Origin of the sequence: Martinezella lusitana (assembly GCF_900094565.1) — a bacterium.
Classification (GTDB): Bacteria; Pseudomonadota; Alphaproteobacteria; order Rhizobiales; family Rhizobiaceae; genus Rhizobium; species Rhizobium lusitanum.
Map to the genome: position 1 here is coordinate 492,108 of NZ_FMAF01000002.1, position 19,376 is coordinate 511,483.

General features: G+C 61.6%; 17 protein-coding genes. 13 read left to right on the forward strand and 4 right to left on the reverse strand.

The annotated features are described in order from the left end of the window. Nucleotides 1-11: 11 nt before the first annotated feature. Nucleotides 12-955 (reverse strand): IS630 family transposase gene (locus tag GA0061101_RS05590; protein ID WP_245297438.1). Its coding sequence is split into 2 segments (ribosomal slippage): nt 12-617 and nt 620-955, totalling 942 coding nucleotides; the frame shifts between segments, so codons are not numbered across the junction. A 188-nt stretch (nt 956-1,143) separates the two neighbouring features. Here GA0061101_RS05590 and GA0061101_RS05595 point away from each other — a divergent pair. After that, nucleotides 1,144-1,656 (forward strand): DUF2867 domain-containing protein, encoded by a 513-nt coding sequence (locus tag GA0061101_RS05595; protein WP_092573261.1) that lies wholly within the window; start codon nt 1,144-1,146, stop codon nt 1,654-1,656. Here GA0061101_RS05595 and GA0061101_RS05600 read toward each other — a convergent pair. Then, a complete protein-coding gene (locus GA0061101_RS05600) occupies nt 1,634-2,725 on the reverse strand; it encodes a TraB/GumN family protein (RefSeq protein ID WP_092573202.1) in 1,092 nt (363 codons plus the stop codon). The two genes, GA0061101_RS05595 and GA0061101_RS05600, sit on opposite strands and share 23 nt — an antisense overlap. Nucleotides 2,726-2,855: 130 nt before the next feature. Beyond that, nucleotides 2,856-3,791 (reverse strand): tyrosine recombinase XerC, encoded by a 936-nt coding sequence (locus GA0061101_RS05605; protein WP_037196791.1) that lies wholly within the window; start codon nt 3,789-3,791, stop codon nt 2,856-2,858. 244 nt (nt 3,792-4,035) lie between these two features. Between GA0061101_RS05605 and GA0061101_RS05610 the strand changes: the two genes are divergently transcribed. From GA0061101_RS05610 to GA0061101_RS05650, 9 genes are all read left to right on the forward strand, one after another. Then, entirely contained in the window at nt 4,036-4,983 is a 948-nt protein-coding gene (locus tag GA0061101_RS05610) for a GNAT family N-acetyltransferase (RefSeq protein WP_092573203.1), read from the forward strand. A gap of 24 nt (nt 4,984-5,007) precedes the next feature. After that, the gene (locus GA0061101_RS05615) at nt 5,008-6,144 is read left to right on the forward strand and encodes an AAA family ATPase (protein ID WP_092573204.1); all 1,137 of its coding nucleotides are present in this window, start codon (nt 5,008-5,010) and stop codon (nt 6,142-6,144) included. A gap of 57 nt (nt 6,145-6,201) precedes the next feature. Further along, on the forward strand, nt 6,202-8,433 hold the full coding sequence (locus GA0061101_RS05620) for a primosomal protein N' (RefSeq protein ID WP_092573205.1): 2,232 nt from the start codon (nt 6,202-6,204) through the stop codon (nt 8,431-8,433). 112 nt (nt 8,434-8,545) lie between these two features. Continuing rightward, on the forward strand, nt 8,546-8,929 hold the full coding sequence (locus tag GA0061101_RS05625; protein WP_092573206.1) for an AGROH133_08824 family phage infection protein: 384 nt from the start codon (nt 8,546-8,548) through the stop codon (nt 8,927-8,929). A gap of 261 nt (nt 8,930-9,190) precedes the next feature. Beyond that, nucleotides 9,191-9,757 (forward strand): F0F1 ATP synthase subunit delta, encoded by a 567-nt coding sequence (locus tag GA0061101_RS05630; protein WP_080760447.1) that lies wholly within the window; start codon nt 9,191-9,193, stop codon nt 9,755-9,757. Then, the gene (gene atpA, locus GA0061101_RS05635; protein ID WP_037196785.1) at nt 9,757-11,286 is read left to right on the forward strand and encodes a F0F1 ATP synthase subunit alpha; all 1,530 of its coding nucleotides are present in this window, start codon (nt 9,757-9,759) and stop codon (nt 11,284-11,286) included. The genes GA0061101_RS05630 and atpA overlap by 1 nt, the downstream gene beginning before the upstream one ends. Before the next feature lie 29 nt (nt 11,287-11,315). Beyond that, the gene (locus GA0061101_RS05640) at nt 11,316-12,200 is read left to right on the forward strand and encodes a F0F1 ATP synthase subunit gamma (RefSeq protein ID WP_092573207.1); all 885 of its coding nucleotides are present in this window, start codon (nt 11,316-11,318) and stop codon (nt 12,198-12,200) included. Between the two features lie 23 nt (nt 12,201-12,223). Continuing rightward, nucleotides 12,224-13,654, forward strand: coding sequence for a F0F1 ATP synthase subunit beta (atpD, locus tag GA0061101_RS05645; protein ID WP_037196782.1), 1,431 nt, complete (start codon nt 12,224-12,226; stop codon nt 13,652-13,654). Nucleotides 13,655-13,728: 74 nt separating this feature from the next. Then, the gene (locus tag GA0061101_RS05650; protein ID WP_034511671.1) at nt 13,729-14,136 is read left to right on the forward strand and encodes a F0F1 ATP synthase subunit epsilon; all 408 of its coding nucleotides are present in this window, start codon (nt 13,729-13,731) and stop codon (nt 14,134-14,136) included. Nucleotides 14,137-14,474: 338 nt separating this feature from the next. Here GA0061101_RS05650 and GA0061101_RS05655 read toward each other — a convergent pair whose 3' ends face one another. Continuing rightward, nucleotides 14,475-15,380, reverse strand: a complete 906-nt coding sequence (locus GA0061101_RS05655) for a LysR substrate-binding domain-containing protein (protein WP_047553573.1) — start codon at nt 15,378-15,380, stop codon at nt 14,475-14,477. A 116-nt stretch (nt 15,381-15,496) separates the two neighbouring features. Between GA0061101_RS05655 and GA0061101_RS05660 the strand changes: the two genes are divergently transcribed. The 3 genes from GA0061101_RS05660 to GA0061101_RS05670 all read left to right on the forward strand — a co-directional run bounded on the left by GA0061101_RS05660 (nt 15,497) and on the right by GA0061101_RS05670 (nt 19,341). After that, nucleotides 15,497-16,642 carry an iron-containing alcohol dehydrogenase gene (locus GA0061101_RS05660; protein ID WP_092573262.1) on the forward strand — a complete coding sequence of 382 codons (1,146 nt, stop codon included), beginning with the start codon at nt 15,497-15,499 and terminating at the stop codon, nt 16,640-16,642. A 1-nt stretch (nt 16,643) separates the two neighbouring features. Next, nucleotides 16,644-18,143 (forward strand): aldehyde dehydrogenase, encoded by a 1,500-nt coding sequence (locus GA0061101_RS05665; RefSeq protein ID WP_092573208.1) that lies wholly within the window; start codon nt 16,644-16,646, stop codon nt 18,141-18,143. 76 nt (nt 18,144-18,219) lie between these two features. Beyond that, complete coding sequence (locus tag GA0061101_RS05670) at nt 18,220-19,341, forward strand: mandelate racemase/muconate lactonizing enzyme family protein (protein WP_092573209.1); 1,122 nt, start codon at nt 18,220-18,222, stop codon at nt 19,339-19,341. The last annotated feature ends 35 nt before the right edge of the window (nt 19,342-19,376 follow it).

Below are 19,376 nucleotides of genomic sequence, written 5' to 3' on the forward strand. Positions count from 1 at the left end.
GCAGATCTTGTTCATTCCGGGTCATATCCAGCGGCCCTGAAGTAGTTTGCGCATTCCGCCGGAGTGAAGCGGGGTAGCAGAGCGCCGACTGCGTCCCACAGGGCGTCGATCTTTCGCTCTGCCCGGCCTCGCAACATGGCTTTCAGTTTGGAGAATGCGTTCTCGATGGGGTTAAAGTCTGAGCTATAGGGCGGCAGGAACATGAGTTTGGCGCCGGCGCGCTCGATGGCATCGCGCACGCCGGATGTCTTGTGGGCCGGCAAGTTGTCCATGACGACAACGTCCCCCACCCGCAGGGTCGGCAGCAACACCTGCTCGACATAAGCCAGGAAGACGTTACCGTTCATCGCTCCATCGTAGACAAACGGCGCAGTCATTCCGGTGAGGCGCAACGCGCCGGTAAATGTCGTTGTTTTCCAATGGCCGTGCGGAACACCGGCTCGGCAACGCTCGCCTCGAAGTGCACGCCCGCGTAGACGGGCCATCTTCGTCGAGAGGCCGGTTTCATCTATAAATATCAGTCGGTCAGGATCGAGATCGAGCTGGTTATCAAACCAGCTACGTCGGCGCTTCAGGACATCCGACCGGTCTTGCTCCAGTGCATGTGCGGTCTTTTTTTAAACGTCCATCCGTGGCCTCGCAGCCATGCGCCGAGTGCACTCCGGCTGATGCTCACCTGCCGCTCAACAGACAAGCGCTCGACCATTTCATCAAGCGTAACATCCTTGCGCTCTTCGATCAGCTCGACAACGAATGCCTCGTGTGCGTCGAGAGCCGAGGGGCGTTTCCAACCTTGTGGGCGGGAGGTCGCCTCGCCCTCTTTTGCTCTTGCAATCCACCGGATCGCCGTCGAAATTCCCACTCCGAACCGGGCTGCGGCTTGCCGTGCTGACATGCCCGCCGCAGACGCTTTCAATACGCGTAACCGAAGATCATCGCTCAGTGCTTGTGCCATCATCCACCTCTTTGCTGTGGATGTTGAATCAGCTTCGCCGCGCCGCGTCACCTCACAATCGATTCATCGATCGCAGGACCTGCTCTAGCCGGCCGTCCACCTGCACAATCGTCGCAGCCGGCATTTGTCTGTTCAGGTTGATGTGCTGAGTGTGATAGGTTGCAGGGATGGACGCAACGGGCGAGACGATGTCTGCAAGGCCTCGGATGGTGACACCGTATATGCCGCATCCCGCGCTGCCGGGTGCGGATTGGGCGGATTGCTATGAGCTGCAGGTCGCGAGATCGGATTTTACGGCAATTACGGCTGCGCATGCCATGCTTGGCCGGTTTCCGCTGTGGGTGCGGCTATTGGTGCGGCTGCGCGACGCCGTGACTGGTCTATTCGGATTGAGATCCAGCCGTAGCCTGGTGGCGGATGAGCTGGAAACGATCGGTTTCTTTCCGGTCGTCAGCAAGTCGGACAATCAAGTCGTTCTGGGGTTCGACGATCGCCACCTCGATTTTCGTGTCGTCATCGACGTGCGGCACGACGACCAGGGGCGTCGGCTGGTCGATGCGACGACACTGGTCAGGCGAAAGATATGGCTCGGGCGGATCTATATAGCGCTGATTACACCATTCCACCGGCTGATCGTCATAACAATGCTCGCCAATTTCGGCAAACGGATGAGCGCGGTCAGTTTACTGCCGTTACCGTGAAGCCCTGCTTGCGCAGCAGCGCCACCAAGCCCTGGTCGCCGGCCAGATGCAGCGCGCCGACGGCGATGAAGGCGTTGCCCTTGTCGAGGATCGGTGCGGAGCGTTCGGCCATCACCTTGTTGCGATCGAGGATGATGCGCTGCTCGAAGGCCGCCGTGTCGTCGTCGGAGATGTTCTGGTCCGGCTCGATTACCTTCAGCATCGGGATCATCGCGCCGATATTGCCGGCACGATAGAGATCGGTCATCGTTTCGTTGACGTCGTTGATCTTGTCGCCGAGTTCGAGCGTCTGGATCAGCGACTTCAGATGCAGCGCGATCGGCAGATCGCTCATGGCCTTGGCCTGCTCGGCCAGCGTCTCCAGGCCCTTGACCTGCTTGCCCTCGGCGGCGGCGTCGCTTGCCAGCTTCTGGTCGAGGAATTTCGCGCCGGCGGTCTTGCGGTGGATTTCGCAGCCGGTCATCTCGAAAGAGCTCGAAATCAGCCAGGGTTGCATGCGGGAGACAGCGGCAAGCGCAATGCCGCGCGCCTTCAGTCCCGCTTCGAGCTTGGCGTTATCTTCGGGCGACAGATGCTGGCTGATGGTCGAGCCGTCGGTGAGCATCGTCAGCGACGGATTGGCGAAGAGGGCCGCGGCTGCCCTCTTGTCATCGAGAATTTCGTCGGATTCGACGACGATCGTATCGGCGGCCGCTACGGCCTCCGGCGCGCCCTTCGGCATGGTGAGCACGCGCGAATCCGAGACATGCATGGTGCCGAGCAGCCAGGAAGGCTTCAGGCCTGATTTCTCGATCTTCCAGAAGATGCCCTTGCCGTTTTCCACTTTATCGCCTGCCGCGATGATGGAGGCATATTTGGCAGGATCGGTTTTCTGCAGCTCCGCCATCAGATCCTTGCCGCCGCAGCTGTCGGACACCGTCTCATCGGCGTGCGCCGATTGCAGCGTCAGCATGGTTGCGATCAATATGATCGCCAGCATCAGCGGAAAGGCCGTGGCGAGCCAAAGGAGCATGCCACCGATCGCCGGCGTCGGTGACCGCATCGTCCTGGATCCGAGGGCAGAAATCATCTAAACCTTCCGCTGGCAGAGGACATGACTTCTAAAGCTCGAAAGCGGCTTTCGGGAGGCATGTCGAAACATGTTTCTGCTCTATCCTTGCGAAACGCATATTCCCTTAACGCAAGGGGTTAATCTTTTCTTACGCTCGCGGATGGGCGCGATCGTAGACTTCCAGAAGCCGTGAGGAATCGACGCCGGTATAGACCTGCGTCGTCGACAGGCTGGCATGGCCGAGCAATTCCTGGATGGTGCGCAGGTCCCCTCCGCCCGCCAGCAGATGCGTCGCGAAGGAGTGGCGCAAGGCATGCGGCGTGGCGGTATCGGGCAAGCCGAAGGCGCTGCGCAGTTTCTGCATGCCGTGCTGGATGATGCCCGGCTGCAGCTTGCCGCCGCGCGCGCCGCGAAAGAGGGGGCCGTCCGCGTCGAGATGATAGGGGCAGAGCGCGCGATAGTGATCGACCGCCTCGACGACGATTGATAGTAGCGGCACCAGCCGCGTCTTGTTGCCCTTGCCGGTGATGCGCAGCGCAGTCGCGCCCGGCGGCATATCCTGCGGCTTCAGATCCAGCGCTTCGGAAATGCGCAGGCCGCAGCCGTAGAGCAGGGTCAGCACGGCCGCATCGCGCGCAGCGATCCATGGCTCCTCATGCAACTGTGCCTCATCGCTGACCACCGTGATGGCCTGCGTATCGGAAAGCGGCTTGGGAAGCGATTTCGGCTGTTTCGGCGAGCGCACGGCCGCCGCGCCTGCGGCATTCACCAGGCCTTTCTTTTCGAGATAGCGCAGCAGCGACCGAAGGCCGGCAAGATTGCGCCCGAGCGAACGGGCGCCGGCCCCTTCTTTTCGGCGCGCGGCGAGAAAACCGCGAAAATCGGCGGGGCGCAGCGCGTGAATATCCGCGATCGTTGCCGGGCCGCCGAGATGGCCGGTGAGAAAGGTGAGGAATTGCCGCGTGTCGCGCTCGTAGGCATTCAGCGTGTGGGCGGAGAGCCGCCGCTCCTGACCGAGCGCGTCGAGCCAGCGGCTACGCTCCGCCATCAACCTTGAGTCGGCAATGATCAACAATTCGTTCAGTGGAAAACCCCTTGAAATTCAAATTCCTTCTGCCACTTTGAATTAGGGAAGGTTATGGAATCACTAACTTTCCCGTTGCACTGCTTGCATTTCCGATGTGCTGCGGGAGCAACGGCACTCCAAAAAACTGCATATGGGCCGGTTCCTAAATCCCCGATGATTTGGCGGCTATATGCGAGGCGCTTGTCATGCTTCGATCATATTCGGTTGCAATAGAATATACCCCAACCATTCAGGATACTTCATGGCACGCCGCGGTTCGATAACTGCATTGGGACAGATTGCAGAAGCGATCGCTTTGGTGTCGCAGGGTCAGCCGGGACATATTGTCGATATGCTGATCGCCGAACGTGGCGAAAAGATCGTTCGCAATCCGCTCTGGCCGGTCATGCGCCCCTTTCTCTACACGCTGCTGCGCTACAACAAGGCGATCGAATTCGCCAATGATGTCGCCAAGTTGTCCGGCTTTCAATGCTTCGAATATATGAGCGATCTGCTCCAGCTCGACATCGACGTCACCCACGCCGATCGCATCCCGGCATCCGGCGGGTTCATTCTCGTCAGCAATCATCCCACCGGCATTGCCGACGGCGTCGCCGTTTTCGATCTCCTGAAATCGCGCCGGCCTGACATGATGATCTTTGCCAATCGCGATGCCGTCCGCGTCAATCCGCGTTTCGCCGAGATGATCATTCCGGTAGAATGGCGAGAGGAGCACAAGAGCAAGCCGAAGACGCGCGAGACACTGCAGCTGACCAATCGCGCCGTCGCCGACGGCAAGGTCACCGTGCTTTTTCCGTCCGGCCGCATCGCCTATTGGGCGGACGGCAAGCTGAACGAGCGTCCGTGGAAGACATCCGCCGTGGGTCTGGCCCGCAAATACAATCTGCCGATCCTGCCGGTGCACCTGACGGCGCGCAATTCCGGCCTGTTCTACTGGCTCGCCAGATGGTCGACCGAGCTGCGCGATATGACTGTCTTTCACGAGCTTCTGAACAAGCGCGGCGACCAGTTCGACTTCCTCGTCGGCAATCTCATTCCCGTCGAGCATCTGGACGGCGACGTCAACGAGGTGACGAAAGCGCTGGAGAAGCACACGGTCGTCGATCTTGCGGCTGACGGCAATGCGAGGTTCTCGCCGCTCGTTTCGCCCAGGCGGCAGGACGAGGCCTTGGCCGCGCATTCTCTTTAAATCGGGAATCGGCTAGACCGGGGCATGCAACTTCGCTCGATGTTCGCCCAGAATTACCGCTCTTTGCGTTCGATCCGAATGGATCTCGCTGATGTCAACCTGTTCATCGGCGAGAATGGCGTCGGCAAATCCAATCTCTATCGTTCGCTGCAGCTCGTACAGGCGGCGGTCCGTGGGCGGCTGGCGCATGAGATTTCCAGCGAGGGCGGCATGTTCTCGGCCATGTGGTCGGGCAAGCGGCGCTCGCATGAATCAGCCCGCATCCGCTTCGATGTCGAGCTGCTCGACATGGAGCGGGCAGCGACCTTCCGCTATTGGATCGAGGCCGGCATGCGGCCGCCGCTTGCCTCTGCCGGCTTTCCATTGGAGCCGCAAGTCAAGGCTGAGGAATTGTCGATCGAAACGGGCCGGCGGTCGGTAACGATGATGAAGCGCGAAGGACCGGGCATTTCCGTTCGTGGCGAGAATGGCCGCATGCAGGCGCATCCCGAGCAGGCGCTGACATCCGAAACGGCGATCGCTCTGCTCGGCGATGCCGGATATTATCCGGAAGTCGGCACGTTCCGACGGGCCGTCGATGCCTGGCGGTTCTACCATGGCTTTCGCACCGATCGCGGCTCGCCGCTGCGTGCGCCATGCCTTGCGGTGACTTCTCCGATGTTGGACGAGGACGGCGCCAATATCGCTGCCGTCTTCGCCACGCTTGTTCACACGCGCGAAGATACCGTTGAACTCGATCGCGTCATTGCCGCCGCCCTTGGTGGGGCGCGTCTCGTCGTGCCGGAACCGCAGGAGACGGCGGATTTCGGCCTGATGCTGCCCGAATTCCCGAGGCGCGTCTTTCAGCCGCGCGAATTGTCCGACGGCCAGATCCGTTTCCTCGGCCTGGCGGCTGCGCTGATGTCCTATCGCCTGCCGCCGCTGATCGCGCTCAACGAGCCGGAGGCGAGCCTGCATCCCGACATGCTGGTGCCGCTTGCCGAGATGATCGCGCAAGCGGCCAAGACCAGCCAAATCTGGATCGTCACCCACTCGGAGGTTCTGGCCGCTGCCGTGCGCGAGCGCTGCGGCGTGCGGCCGCGCCGGGTGATCCGCGAAGATGGTGCCACCTGGATCGACGGCATGCGGCTGACCGGTGTGATCGACGATGAAGACGAATAGTGGCAATCCGGCAATCCGGGTTTTCTTTTGTGCCCGTCCGGGGCATGGTCTGGCGCAATGAATAAAGATTCTTCCGATCTGTTCGGTGCGCTTTTCGAGGCTGCGCCCGCGAAACTTGTGATGAGCCGCACGGTTCCGGTTTTGGTGCCGTTGCCGGCGCCGAAGGCCTATTCCTATGCGGTGCCTGAGGGGATGGCGGTCGAGCCGGGTTCTGTCGTGCAGGTGCCGCTCGGGCCGAGGCAGGTCATCGGCGTCGTCTGGGATGGCGACGAGGATGGCGGCGTCGATCCGAAGAAGCTTCGCCCCATCAGTCGTGTGTTCGATTGCCCGCCGCTCGGCAAGCATATGCGCGATTTCATCGATTGGGTTGCCACCTATACGCTGTCGCCGCCGGGGCTGGTGGCGCGCATGGCCTTGCGCGCGCCGGCCGCCTTCGATCCCGAGCCGATGATCGAGGGGTTGCGCTTCATCGGCGGACAGCCGGAGCGGCTGACGCCGGCGCGCGCCAAGGTCATGGAGACTGCCGCCGACGGGCTGTCATGGACACGCATCGGCCTGGCGCATGCGGCCGGCGTTTCCACAAGCGTCGTCGATGGGCTGATCTCGCAAGGTATTTTCGAAACCATCTTCCTGCCGCCGCCGCCCGTCGTCGCCCGGCCCGATCCGGATTATATCGGCTCGCGGCTGGAGGGGCCGCAGAAGGAAGCGGCCGACGAGATATTGGTCGATGTGCGCAAGGGCGAGTTCTCCGTCTCGCTGATCGACGGCGTTACCGGCTCCGGCAAGACGGAGGTCTATTTCGAGGCGATCGCCGAAACGCTGAGGCGCGGCAAGCAGGTGTTGATCCTGCTGCCCGAGATCGCGCTGACGGCAAGTTTCTTGGAGCGCTTCCAGGATCGCTTCGGCGCCAAGCCGGCGGAATGGCATTCGGATCTCGCGCCGCGTATGCGCGAGAAGGTCTGGCGGCAGGCGGTGACGGGCGAGGTCAGGGTCGTGGCCGGGGCGCGCTCGGCGCTGTTCCTGCCCTTCGAGGAGCTCGGCCTGATCATCGTCGATGAGGAGCATGATCCGGCCTATAAGCAGGAGGACCGCGTCTATTACAATGCGCGCGACATGGCCGTCGTGCGCGGCCGCATCGGCGATTTTCCCGTCGTGCTGGTTTCCGCCACGCCCTCGGTCGAAAGCCAGGTCAACGGACAGAGCGGGCGCTACACCACCATTCACCTGCCGACGCGCTTCGGCGATGCCGCCCTTCCCGACCTGCATCTGGTCGACATGCGCCGCCACGCGCCGGAACGCGGCGGCTTCCTCTCGCCTGTCTTGCTCCGCGCCATCGGCAAGACGGTCGCCAAGGGCGAGCAGGCGCTGCTATTCCTCAACAGGCGCGGCTATGCGCCGCTGACGCTTTGCCGCGTTTGCGGCCATCGTTTCCAGTGCCCGCAATGTTCAAGCTGGCTGGTGGAGCACCGGTTTCGCGGCCAGATCCAGTGCCATCAATGCGGCTATGCCGAGCGCACGCCGGAGGCTTGCCCCGAATGCGGCACGCTCGACCACCTCGTTGCCTGCGGGCCCGGCGTCGAGCGCATTGCCGAGGAAGTGGAGCGGCACTTTCCTGAAGCGCGAACGATCATGCTTTCTTCCGACATCATGGGCGGCGTCAAGCGGCTGAGATTGGAGCTCGAAGCCATTGCCAAGGGCGAGGCGGATATCGTCATCGGCACGCAGCTGGTCGCCAAGGGCCACAATTTTCCGCTGATGACGCTGGTCGGCATTGTCGACGCCGATCTTGGCCTTGCCAATGGCGATCCGCGCGCCGCCGAGCGGACATTCCAGCTTTTGTCTCAGGTGACGGGACGCGCAGGCAGAACCGGGCTGAAGAGTCACGGATTGCTGCAGACCTACCAGCCGCAGCACCCCGTCATGCAGGCGATCGTCTCAGGCGATGCCGGCGCCTTCTACGAGCGCGAGATTTCCGAGCGCGAGAGGGCGGTGCTGCCGCCCTTCGGCCGGCTCGCCTCGATCATCGTTTCGGCCGAAACCCGCCAGGATGCCGAGACCCATGCCCGCGGCATGCGCAATGCCGCGCCGCAGGTGCAGGGTATTTCCGTACTCGGGCCGGCCGAAGCGCCGCTTGCCCTGGTGCGCGGCCGCCACCGGTTCCGGCTGCTCGTGCACGGCCGGCGCAATTCCGACATGCAGGGGTTCCTCCGGGCCATGCTGGCGCAATCGCCCAGGGAGCGCGGCTCGGTGCAGGTGCAGCTCGATATCGATCCACAGAGCTTTCTGTGATTTGACCCGGCTGATATGGCGGCATGCCTTTCCCTGCTCCGCCGGATCATGCCATAAGTCGGCCGTCTCATTCAGGTGATTTGCGCACCGATCGATCTTTTAGGGGCGACCGATGGAATTCTATTTTCCGACCGAATTCGGCGAGCAGCTTGCCTTTTGCTCGGCGGCGTTTACGGCGCTGATCGGTCTCGTCATGATGTTCGCGCCGGGCTACACTTATCGCTTCCTTCGATTGCAGGTGCGCGAGGGGCGATCCGAAGCCTATGCCGAGGCGCGGTCGGCGGGCGGGTTCCTTGCTGGCTTCGGGCTGGTTGCGATTCTGCTGGCTCAGCCTATGATCTATCTGGCGCTTGGCGCCTCCTTCGGCGTTGCGGCGTTCGGCCGTATCCTTTCGATTATGTCGGATCGTGGAAGTGTATTCTTGAATCTTCTCCTTCTGGTTGTGCAGGCGATTCTGGCCGCTCTACCGCTTCTCTACGGAATGGGCTATATTTGAACTGAAATAGGCTCGGCGTGGCCTTATTTCCCTGCGCTATCCCCACGCTTTTCGATTTTTGCCATCATAATTTCACCCGAATGGCGTATTCCGTGGATACGCGTGTTGCGAGTCTCAATATCCTATGTTAGACGAACCCCGAATTTCGGATGAGGTAGGAACGTACTCCTGCTGATTTCTGGGGGAAATCAAAACGAATTCAAGGATATATGGCTTCCGTCACCCGGAAGCCGAGTTCTTGGGTTGAAATCAGGGAAATTTGTGCCCGTGGCAGACACATCCCAGCATATTTCTGGTGTTGCAGAACGATATGCCTCGTCATTGTTCGAATTGGCCCTTGAGGAGGGCGCAGTACCGACAGTGACCGCCGATCTTGATCGGTTCCAAGCCATGCTCGATGACAGCGCCGATCTGAAGCGCTTCGTCCTCAGTCCGGTCTTTTCGTCTGAGGAGCAGGTCGGCGCGATTGAGGCGCTGGCGACTAAAGCTGGCTTCGGCGCCTTCGTTACTAATTTTCTGAAGCTTGTGGCCAAGAACCGGCGCCTCTTTGCGCTGCCGGGCATGATCAAGGCTTTCCGTATCATCGCCGCCCAGCATCGCGGCGAGATTTCCGCCGAGGTCACCTCGGCGCATGCGCTTACCCAAGCGCAGGAAGATGAATTGAAGGCGGCGCTGAAGGGCGTCACCGGCAAGGACGTGGCGATTGCCGTCACGGTCGATCCGTCGATCCTCGGCGGCCTGATCGTCAAGGTTGGTTCGCGTCAGATCGATACGTCCCTTCGCACCAAACTCTCCACCCTTAAGCTTGCATTGAAAGAGGTCGGCTGATGGATATCCGCGCCGCGGAAATTTCCGCAATTCTGAAAGATCAGATCAAAAATTTCGGCAAGGAAGCTGAAGTCTCCGAAGTCGGCCAGGTTCTTTCCGTCGGTGACGGTATCGCCCGCGTCTACGGTCTGGATAACGTCCAGGCCGGCGAAATGGTCGAATTCCCGGGTGGCATCCGCGGCATGGCGCTGAACCTTGAAGCCGACAACGTCGGTGTGGTCATCTTCGGCTCCGACCGCGACATCAAGGAAGGCGACACCGTCAAGCGCACCGGCGCGATCGTCGACGTTCCGGTCGGTCCGGAACTGCTTGGCCGCGTCGTCGACGCGCTCGGCAACCCGATCGACGGCAAAGGCCCGATCAATGCGACCCGCCGTTCGCGCGTCGACGTGAAAGCTCCGGGCATTATTCCGCGCAAGTCGGTCCATGAGCCGATGTCGACCGGCCTCAAGGCCATCGATGCGCTGATCCCTGTGGGACGCGGCCAGCGCGAGCTCGTCATCGGCGACCGCCAGACCGGCAAGACCGCCATTCTTCTCGACACGATCCTGAACCAGAAGGCCATCCACGATGCGGGCCCGGACAGCGAAAAGCTGTACTGCGTCTATGTCGCGGTCGGCCAGAAGCGTTCGACCGTTGCTCAGTTCGTCAAGGTGCTCGAAGAGCGCGGCGCGCTGAAGTATTCGATCATCGTCGCCGCGACGGCGTCCGATCCGGCTCCGATGCAATTCCTGGCTCCGTTCGCCGGTTGCGCCATGGGCGAATATTTCCGCGACAACGGCATGCATGCGCTGATCGGTTACGACGACCTGTCGAAGCAGGCCGTTTCCTACCGCCAGATGTCGCTGCTGCTGCGCCGCCCGCCGGGCCGCGAAGCCTATCCGGGCGACGTTTTCTACCTGCATTCGCGCCTTCTCGAGCGCGCTGCCAAGATGAACGATGAATTGGGCGCCGGTTCGCTGACCGCTCTGCCTGTCATCGAAACGCAGGGCAACGACGTTTCGGCCTTCATTCCGACCAACGTGATCTCGATCACCGACGGCCAGATCTTCCTTGAAACCGACCTGTTCTATCAGGGCATTCGTCCGGCCGTTAACGTCGGTCTGTCGGTTTCGCGCGTCGGTTCGTCCGCGCAGATCAAGGCGATGAAGCAGGTTGCCGGCTCGATCAAGGGCGAACTCTCGCAGTATCGCGAAATGGCCGCCTTCGCTCAGTTCGGCTCGGACCTCGATGCCGCAACGCAGCGTCTGCTGAACCGCGGTGCCCGCTTGACCGAACTCCTGAAGCAGCCGCAGTTCTCGCCGCTGAAGACGGAAGAGCAGGTTGCGGTGATCTTTGCCGGCGTCAACGGCTACCTCGACAAGGTCGCGGTTCCGCAGGTCGGCAAGTTCGAGCAGGGTCTGCTGTCCTACCTCCGTTCGGAAGGCAAGGAGATCCTCGATACGATCCGGACCGAAAAGGCTATCAGCGACGCGACCAAGGGCAAGCTTACGGCTGCTCTCGACAGCTACGCCAAGTCTTTCGCCTGATCGGACCTCACTTCTAGGACGGATACCGGATGCCTTCACTTAAGGATCTGAAAAACCGGATCGCCTCCGTCAAGGCGACGCAGAAGATCACCAAGGCGATGAAAATGGTCGCCGCGGCGAAGCTTCGGCGTGCCCAGGAGGCGGCGGAGGCCGCGCGGCCGTATTCGCAGCGCATGGGCGCCGTTCTTGCCAACATCACGGCTGCTGTCAGCGAAGCTGACGGCGCGCCTCTGCTGATGACCGGCACCGGCAAGAGCGATGTGCATCTGCTCGTGGTCTGCACGGCTGAACGCGGCCTTTGCGGTGGTTTCAATTCGCAGATCGCGCGCTTTGCCCGCGATCACATTCGCAAGCTGCTTTCCGAAGGCAAGACCGTGAAGATCTTCACGGTCGGCAAGAAGGGTTACGACATCCTGCGTCGTGAGTATTCTTCCCTGATCGTCGAGCGCAAGGAACTGCGCGACGTCAAGCGCATCGGCTACGAGAATGCGGATGCCATCGGCAAGCGCTTCATCGAGATGTTTGAAGCTGGCGAGTTCGATGTCTGCACGCTGTTCTACTCCGAGTTCAAGTCGGTGATCAGCCAGGTGCCGACCGGGCTGCAGCTCATCCCGGCTTCGGCTCCCGCCGCCGTCGAAGAAGATGCTGCCCACAAGGGTGCAGTTTATGAATACGAGCCGGATGCGGCTTCGATCCTCGAGGATCTGATCCCGCGCAACCTCTCCGTCCAGGTCTTCCGCGCGCTCCTTGAGAACGTTGCCGGCGAAATGGGCGCCAAGATGAGTGCGATGGACAATGCGACGCGCAATGCTGGTGAGATGATCAACAAGCTGACACTGAGCTACAACCGTCAGCGTCAGGCGCAGATCACCAAGGAATTGATTGAAATCATTTCGGGCGCGGAAGCGCTCTGAGGCTAGGAAAAGAGGGTAAGATTATGGCTGACGCAGCTCAGGCCGCAGTTTCGGTCGGCAAGGTTACGCAGGTTATCGGCGCCGTCGTTGACGTTCATTTCGATGGCGATCTGCCGAAGATCCTGAATGCTCTCGAAACCAGCAACAACGGCAACCGCCTTGTTCTGGAAGTCGCGCAGCACCTCGGCGAAAACTCGGTCCGCACGATCGCCATGGACTCCACCGAAGGTCTGGTTCGCGGCCAGATCGTTTCGGATACCGGTGCGCCGATCTCGGTTCCGGTCGGTCATGAAACGCTCGGTCGTATCATGAACGTCATCGGCGAGCCCGTCGACGAAGCCGGCCCGCTGGTCACGGCCCATAAGCGCTCCATCCACCAGGACGCGCCGTCTTACGTCGAGCAGTCGACCGAAGGTCAGATCCTGGTCACCGGCATCAAGGTCGTCGACCTGCTCGCACCTTACGCAAAGGGCGGCAAGATCGGCCTGTTCGGCGGCGCAGGCGTCGGCAAGACCGTTCTCATCATGGAACTGATCAACAACGTTGCCAAGGCGCACGGTGGTTACTCGGTGTTCGCAGGCGTGGGTGAACGCACCCGCGAAGGCAACGACCTTTACCACGAAATGATTGAATCCGGCGTCAACAAGCACGGCGGCGGCGAAGGCTCCAAGGCTGCCCTGGTTTACGGCCAGATGAACGAACCGCCGGGCGCTCGCGCCCGCGTCGCTCTGACCGGCCTGACGGTTGCCGAGAACTTCCGCGATGAAGGCCAGGACGTTCTGTTCTTCGTCGACAACATCTTCCGCTTCACCCAGGCAGGCTCGGAAGTGTCGGCTCTGCTCGGCCGTATTCCTTCGGCCGTGGGCTATCAGCCGACGCTCGCCACCGACATGGGTCAGATGCAGGAACGCATCACCACGACGACCAAGGGCTCGATCACCTCGGTTCAGGCCATCTACGTTCCGGCCGACGACTTGACCGACCCGGCGCCGGCCACCTCTTTCGCCCACTTGGACGCGACGACGGTTCTGTCGCGTTCGATCGCTGAAAAGGGCATCTACCCGGCTGTCGACCCGCTCGACTCAACCTCGCGCATGCTCGACCCGATGGTCGTCGGCGAAGAGCACTATGAAATCGCTCGTAAGGTCCAGTCGACCCTGCAGCGTTACAAGGCTCTCCAGGACATCATCGCCATCCTCGGCATGGACGAACTGTCCGAAGAAGACAAACTGGCCGTTGCCCGCGCCCGCAAGATCGAGCGCTTCCTGTCGCAGCCGTTCTTCGTCGCCGAAGCCTTCACCGGTGCGCCGGGCAAGCTCGTTGCGCTCGAAGACACGATCAAGGGCTTCAAGGGCCTGGTCAACGGCGAATACGACCACCTGCCGGAAGCCGCTTTCTACATGGTCGGCTCGATCGAAGAAGCGATCGAAAAGGCCAAGAAGCTGGCTGCCTAAGGCCAATCCATCGGCGCGCGGCATTGCTCGCGCGCCCTTGCCTTGCGAATGAGACAATCGAGAAGTGACGGGTCATGGCTGACAATTTCAATTTCGAACTGGTTTCTCCGGAGCGCCTGCTCCTGTCGGAGCAGGTTATCGATGTCGTCATCCCCGCCTCGGAAGGCGAGATGACTGTCATGGCGCATCACGCGCCGACCATGACCACCATCAAGCCGGGTGTCGTCAAGGTGCATCTGGCCTCGGGCAAGAAGCAGGATTACGTCGTGTTCGGCGGTTTCGCCGACATCCTGCCGACGGGCTGCACTCTGCTGGCCGAATCCGCCGTTACGGTCGAGGACATGAGCCGCGACGAGCTGGAGCGCCGCATCAATGCTGCCAAGGCCGAGCTTGAAGATGCCGAGCATCACGAGCACAAATCGCGCCTTGAGCATTTCATCATGGAACTCTCGCATCTGCGCGGCTCGATCCCGCAGGATTGATGCGATCCGGATGCAATAGTTGAGATGAAAGCGGTCCTCTGGGACGCTTTTTTTGTCAGAGGGCCTGGGCCATGCTCGCCCTTCGAGGCTTCGCCCCCTCGACAAGCTCAGGAGCCTCCGCACCTCAGGGTGAGAATGGCGCGGGCGCCGTAGCATAAGCTAGTTCCAATGGCGTGAGGTTTGTTGAGTGCGAGGTCTTGCGCAACGGGTTAGCCCTCATGGTGAGGTGGCGCGTAAGCGCCCTCGAACCACGAGGGCGGGTGGTGAGCGACCGCAACCCCTTTAAATCTCCGACTTCTCACGGCGGAAGCAGCGGGGATATTCCTCCCAAAATCGCATCAGGCCTGTTGTCCGCGCAGCAGGAACCGGTGCAACTGCAACGCTTCCGGAGACAGCGAACGGAAGCGTGGTGCGCCGAGATAGTATCCGAAGCCGCTCTCGACACGGTCGGTACCGACGGTGACGAGCGCACCGGATTGCAGATACTCTTCGACAAGGCCGAGACTGCCAAGCGCTATGCCTTCGCCCCTAAGCGCCGCCTCCACAGCCATGATATAAGTCGAAAAGGAAAGGCGCGGTCTCGGCAGCTTGCCTTTCAAGGGGTCGCCGATACGGCCGAACCATTGACGTAGGCTGATCCAGTGGGCGTTGGCACGCTCGTAATCGATAAGATCAAGCGCGGCAATATCAACCGACGTCAATGCCTGCGGGTTCAATCCGCGAATTGCCAGGTAGTCTGGTGATGCGATGGGCACCAGCACCTCTTTCATCAGCGGCGTCAGGCTCCAGCGCGGATGCTCGCCGGTGGAATAGATGATGATGAGATCGTTGTTCTCCGATGCGAGTTCGGAATGGACGTCTGTCGTCAGCAGGCGCACGGAGATCCCGGGGCTTTCCTTGCCGAAATCCCTCAGTCGTTGTCCGAGCCAGAGATGCGATATGGAGCCGCTGGCGGCGATGGAGATGATTTCGCCCGTGCCGGCCCGGAAGGGCTCTAGGCTCTCTTCCAGATATTCCAGCGTGGCGCGTACACGTTGGAACAGCCGTTCGCCTTCCGGCGTCAGTGCCAGGTTCCGGCCGCGCCGGGTAAACAACGTCGCGCCGAGGTGGTCCTCCAGTCCCTTGATGCGGCGACTGACGGCGGCCTGGGTGATGTTCAGCTCTCGGCCGGCGCGGGAGAAATTCATCGCGCGGGCGGCGGCGTCGAAGACGCGGAAGGCTTCCAGGGGTATTTTCTCGAGCATGGGCTCTCCATAACTTCAGATCATCAATATTCCTGATAATTGCCCGGATTTGAAGATCTGAAATTGTGATGCAGGATCACGACATCATATCAGCCGCATTTATCAGGGGATCCCTCGTGTCCTTTTCCATTTCCGCCATCCCAGACATTCGTTTCGGCGACGGCGCCCTGTCCGACCTTCCCGCAGCAGTCAAATCCTTCGATAGCGTCGGAGCCGTTCTGCTTGTCATCGACGCTTTCCTGGCGCAGTCGGGCCTTGCCGGCAAGATCGGCGCTGAGCTCGCGGAAGCCGGTGTAAAGACGCAGGTCTTCTCGGACTTTTCCGGCGAGCCGAAACTCGCGCATCTGCAGGCCGCCATTCAGGTCGCTGAGGGCGCGGATATGGTGATCGGCATCGGCGGCGGCTCGGCGCTGGATATCGCCAAGATCGTCGCTTGCTGCGCAGCCTCCGGCAAGGACCCGATGCACTACGCACTGGCCGCCAACCCGCTGCCGAAGAACCCGCTGAAGAAGATCATGGTGCCCACCACGGCCGGCACGGGTTCGGAGACCTCGGCAACGAACATCTTTGCCGGGCCGGAAGGCAAGAAGCTCTGGATCTGGGGTCCGGAGACGAAGGCGGATCTCGTCATCCTCGATCCGGCGCTGACGAAGACGCTGCCGGCCAACCTGACGGCGTGGTGCGGCCTTGATGCCTTCATCCATGCTTTCGAGGCGGCGACGAACCGCAACACCCATCGCGGCGCCCAATTCTATGCGCATCAGGCGCTGCGGCTGATAACAGGCGCGTTGGAGACGGCGGTCAAGCAGCCGGATGACATCGCCGCCCGTGGCGATGTGCTGCTCGGTTCCTGTTTTGCCGGCATCGCCATCGACAATTGCGGCACGGCGATCGCCCACAATGTCAGCCATGCTCTGGCGGGCCTGGCGCCGGTCCATCATGGTCTTGCGACCGCGCTCGGCTTCGAGGCGACGCTTGGCTGGCTGGTCGAAGCCGATACGCCAGAACTGAATGCGGCGGCAAAGGCTTGCGGCGTGGCCAATGCCGCCGAACTGCCGGCCTTCGTCTCCGACTGGATGGATCGTTGCGGGATCACGCGGTCGCTGCCATCAGCCTTTAAGCCGTTCGATGCCACCGATCTTGCCCGCGAGATGCGCGCGCCGGAAAACCAGCCCATGCGGCGCTCGACCATCCGCGATGTGACGGATGCCGACATCGATCATTTTGCGGCCGCCGTCATGGCGCTGCCGAAAGGAATCTGAGATGACCAAGGAATACACACGCGATTATTGGGAAAATGTTCTCTCCAGCCTGAAGCTCGAGGGGCGCCACTTCATTGACGGCGCCTTTCGCGCTTCCTCTTCCGGCGAGACCTTCACCCGCATCCGCCCGATGGACGGCAAGCCCGGCGCGCAATTGGCGCGCGGCAATGCCGCCGATATCGACGCCGCCGTCACTTCCGCCCGCGCCGCCTTCGAAAGTGGTGTCTGGCGGAAGAAAGAGCCGCTGGAAAAGAAGAGGATCATGCTGAAATGGGCCGAGCTGATCCGTGCCCATGGCGATGAGCTTGCCATGCTGGAGACGCTTGACGTCGGCAAGCCCGTCATGGCGTCGCTTGGTGTCGACGTGCGTCTCTGCGCCGACGGTATCCAGTTCTACGGCGAGATGATCGACAAGATGTATGACGAGATCGCCCCGACAGGCCCGAATGCCCGCGCACTGGTGCGCAAGGTGCCGATTGGCGTGGTCGGCGCGATCACGCCCTGGAACTATCCGATGATCATCGATGCCTGGAAGCTCGGGCCGTCTATCGCTGCCGGGAATTCCGTGGTGCTGAAGCCGGCCGAGCAATCCTCGCTTTCGGCGATCCGCCTGGCCGAACTTGGCTTCGAGGCGGGCCTGCCTGCCGGCGTCCTCAACGTCGTGACCGGTTACGGCGAGGAGACGGGCAAGCCGCTGGCGCTGCACATGGATGTCGACATGATCGCGTTCACCGGCTCGACCGAGGTCGGCAAGCTGATCATGGGTTATGCGGCGCAATCGAACGTCAAGCGCGTGGCGCTGGAGCTCGGCGGCAAGTCGCCGCTCGTCGTCTTCGAGGATGCCGATCTCGATGCGGCCGCGGTCGCTGCCGCCTGGGGTTGCTTCTACAATTCCGGCGAGACTTGCCATGCCTCGACGCGGCTGATCGTGCAGCGCTCGGTGCAGGACAAGTTGATCGAGAAGATCGAGGCGGTGACGCGCTCGGATATTGCGCTGAAGCACCCGCTCGATCCCGGCGCCCAGATCGGCGCGCTGATCGAGGAAGAGCACATGAACAAGGTGCTGGCGATGATTGCGGCCGGGGAGAAGGAAGGCGCGCGCCGCGCCTTCGGAGCCGAGCGTGTTCTGAGCGAGACCGGGGGATACTATGTCTCGCCGGGCGTCTTCGTCGACATGACCAATGACATGAGCCTGGCGCGGCAGGAGATCTTCGGGCCTGTGCTTGCCGCCATTCCCTTCGATACGGAAGAGGAAGCGCTGGGGATCGCCAACGATACGATCTACGGCCTCGCCGGCGCCGTCTTCACCAAGGATATGGATCGGGCGCATCGCCTTTCCGAAGCGATCCATGCTGGCACGGTATGGATCAACACCTATGACATGTCGAACTTCGCCACACCTTTCGGCGGCTTCAAGCAGTCTGGTTTTGGGCGCGACCGCTCGGTGCATGCGATCGACAAATATTGCGACTACAAGACCATCTGGCAGCAATTCGGCTAAGACATAAAAATCAACATGGTCTCGAAAGCGGCTTCGGGCGTTTCGGGATCATGCTCGGGGAGAGAGGGTAGCTACCGTGAGCAAGATCGTTTCCATAGAGATCACCCATCATCGCCTGCCGCTCGATCCGGCGTTCAAGGCGAGTTGGGACGGCCGCCCGCGCCGGCACTTCGATGCGACCATCGTGCGCGTCAGGGATGACGAGGGCCGCGAAGGCATCGGCTCCGGCGATCTCATGAAGGGCTTCGAGGGCCATGAGGATCTGTTCATAGGGCAGGATCCCCGGCATCTCGAGCGTCACTACGAAGTGCTGTCGCATATCAACTTCCATTATGGCCGCTGCTGGCCGATGGATCTGGCGCTGTGGGATCTTTCCGGCAAGGTCACCGGCGAGCCTGTCTGGCGCATGCTGGGCGGCCGCGCCAGCCGCGTGCGGCTCTATGCATCCTCCGGCGTGCTGCGCGAACCGTCAGCAATGGCCGATCAGGCCGAGCGCTACATCGAGGAAGGCTTTCCGGCGATGAAGGTGCGCTTCTCCTCGTCGGCAGGTGGCCGTGGCGGCTGGCGCGAAGACGTCAAGGCGCTGGAGGCGATCCGCGCCCGCGTCGGCGACAGGCTGGAGCTCATGGTCGATTGCAATCAGGGCTGGCGCATGCCCTGGGATACGACGCTCTCCTGGACGTTCAAGGATGCGTTGACGGTGGCGAGAGAACTGGAACGTCTCGGCGTCTACTGGATGGAAGAGCCGCTGCATCGGTCCGACCGCAAGGGCATGAAGGAGCTGAAGCAGGCGACATCGCTGCGCATCGCCGGCGGCGAGATGACGCGAGAGCTTTATGAGTTCCGCGACATCATCGAGGAGCGCGCCTTCGATGTCGTGCAGCCCGACGTCGCACTCGTTGGCGGCATCACCGGGTGCCGGCGGCTCGTCTATCAGGCGCGCGAGGCGGGCGTGCAGTTCACCCCGCATTCCTGGACGAACGGCATCGGCGTTCTCGCCAATGCGCATTTGAGCGCAGGGGTCGGCGATGTCGCCTGGCTCGAATATCCCTATGACAATCCGGAATGGAGCGAGGCGCGCCGCGACTATCCGATGGCATCGCCGTTGAAGCACGAAGCGGGCTGGCTGGATCTCGGGGAAGCGCCGGGTCTCGGCATCGTTCTCGATGAGGAGCGTCTGAAGGCGACGCGCGTCTGAGGCGCTTCCGTTCCGCGATGATATTCTCCCCGACC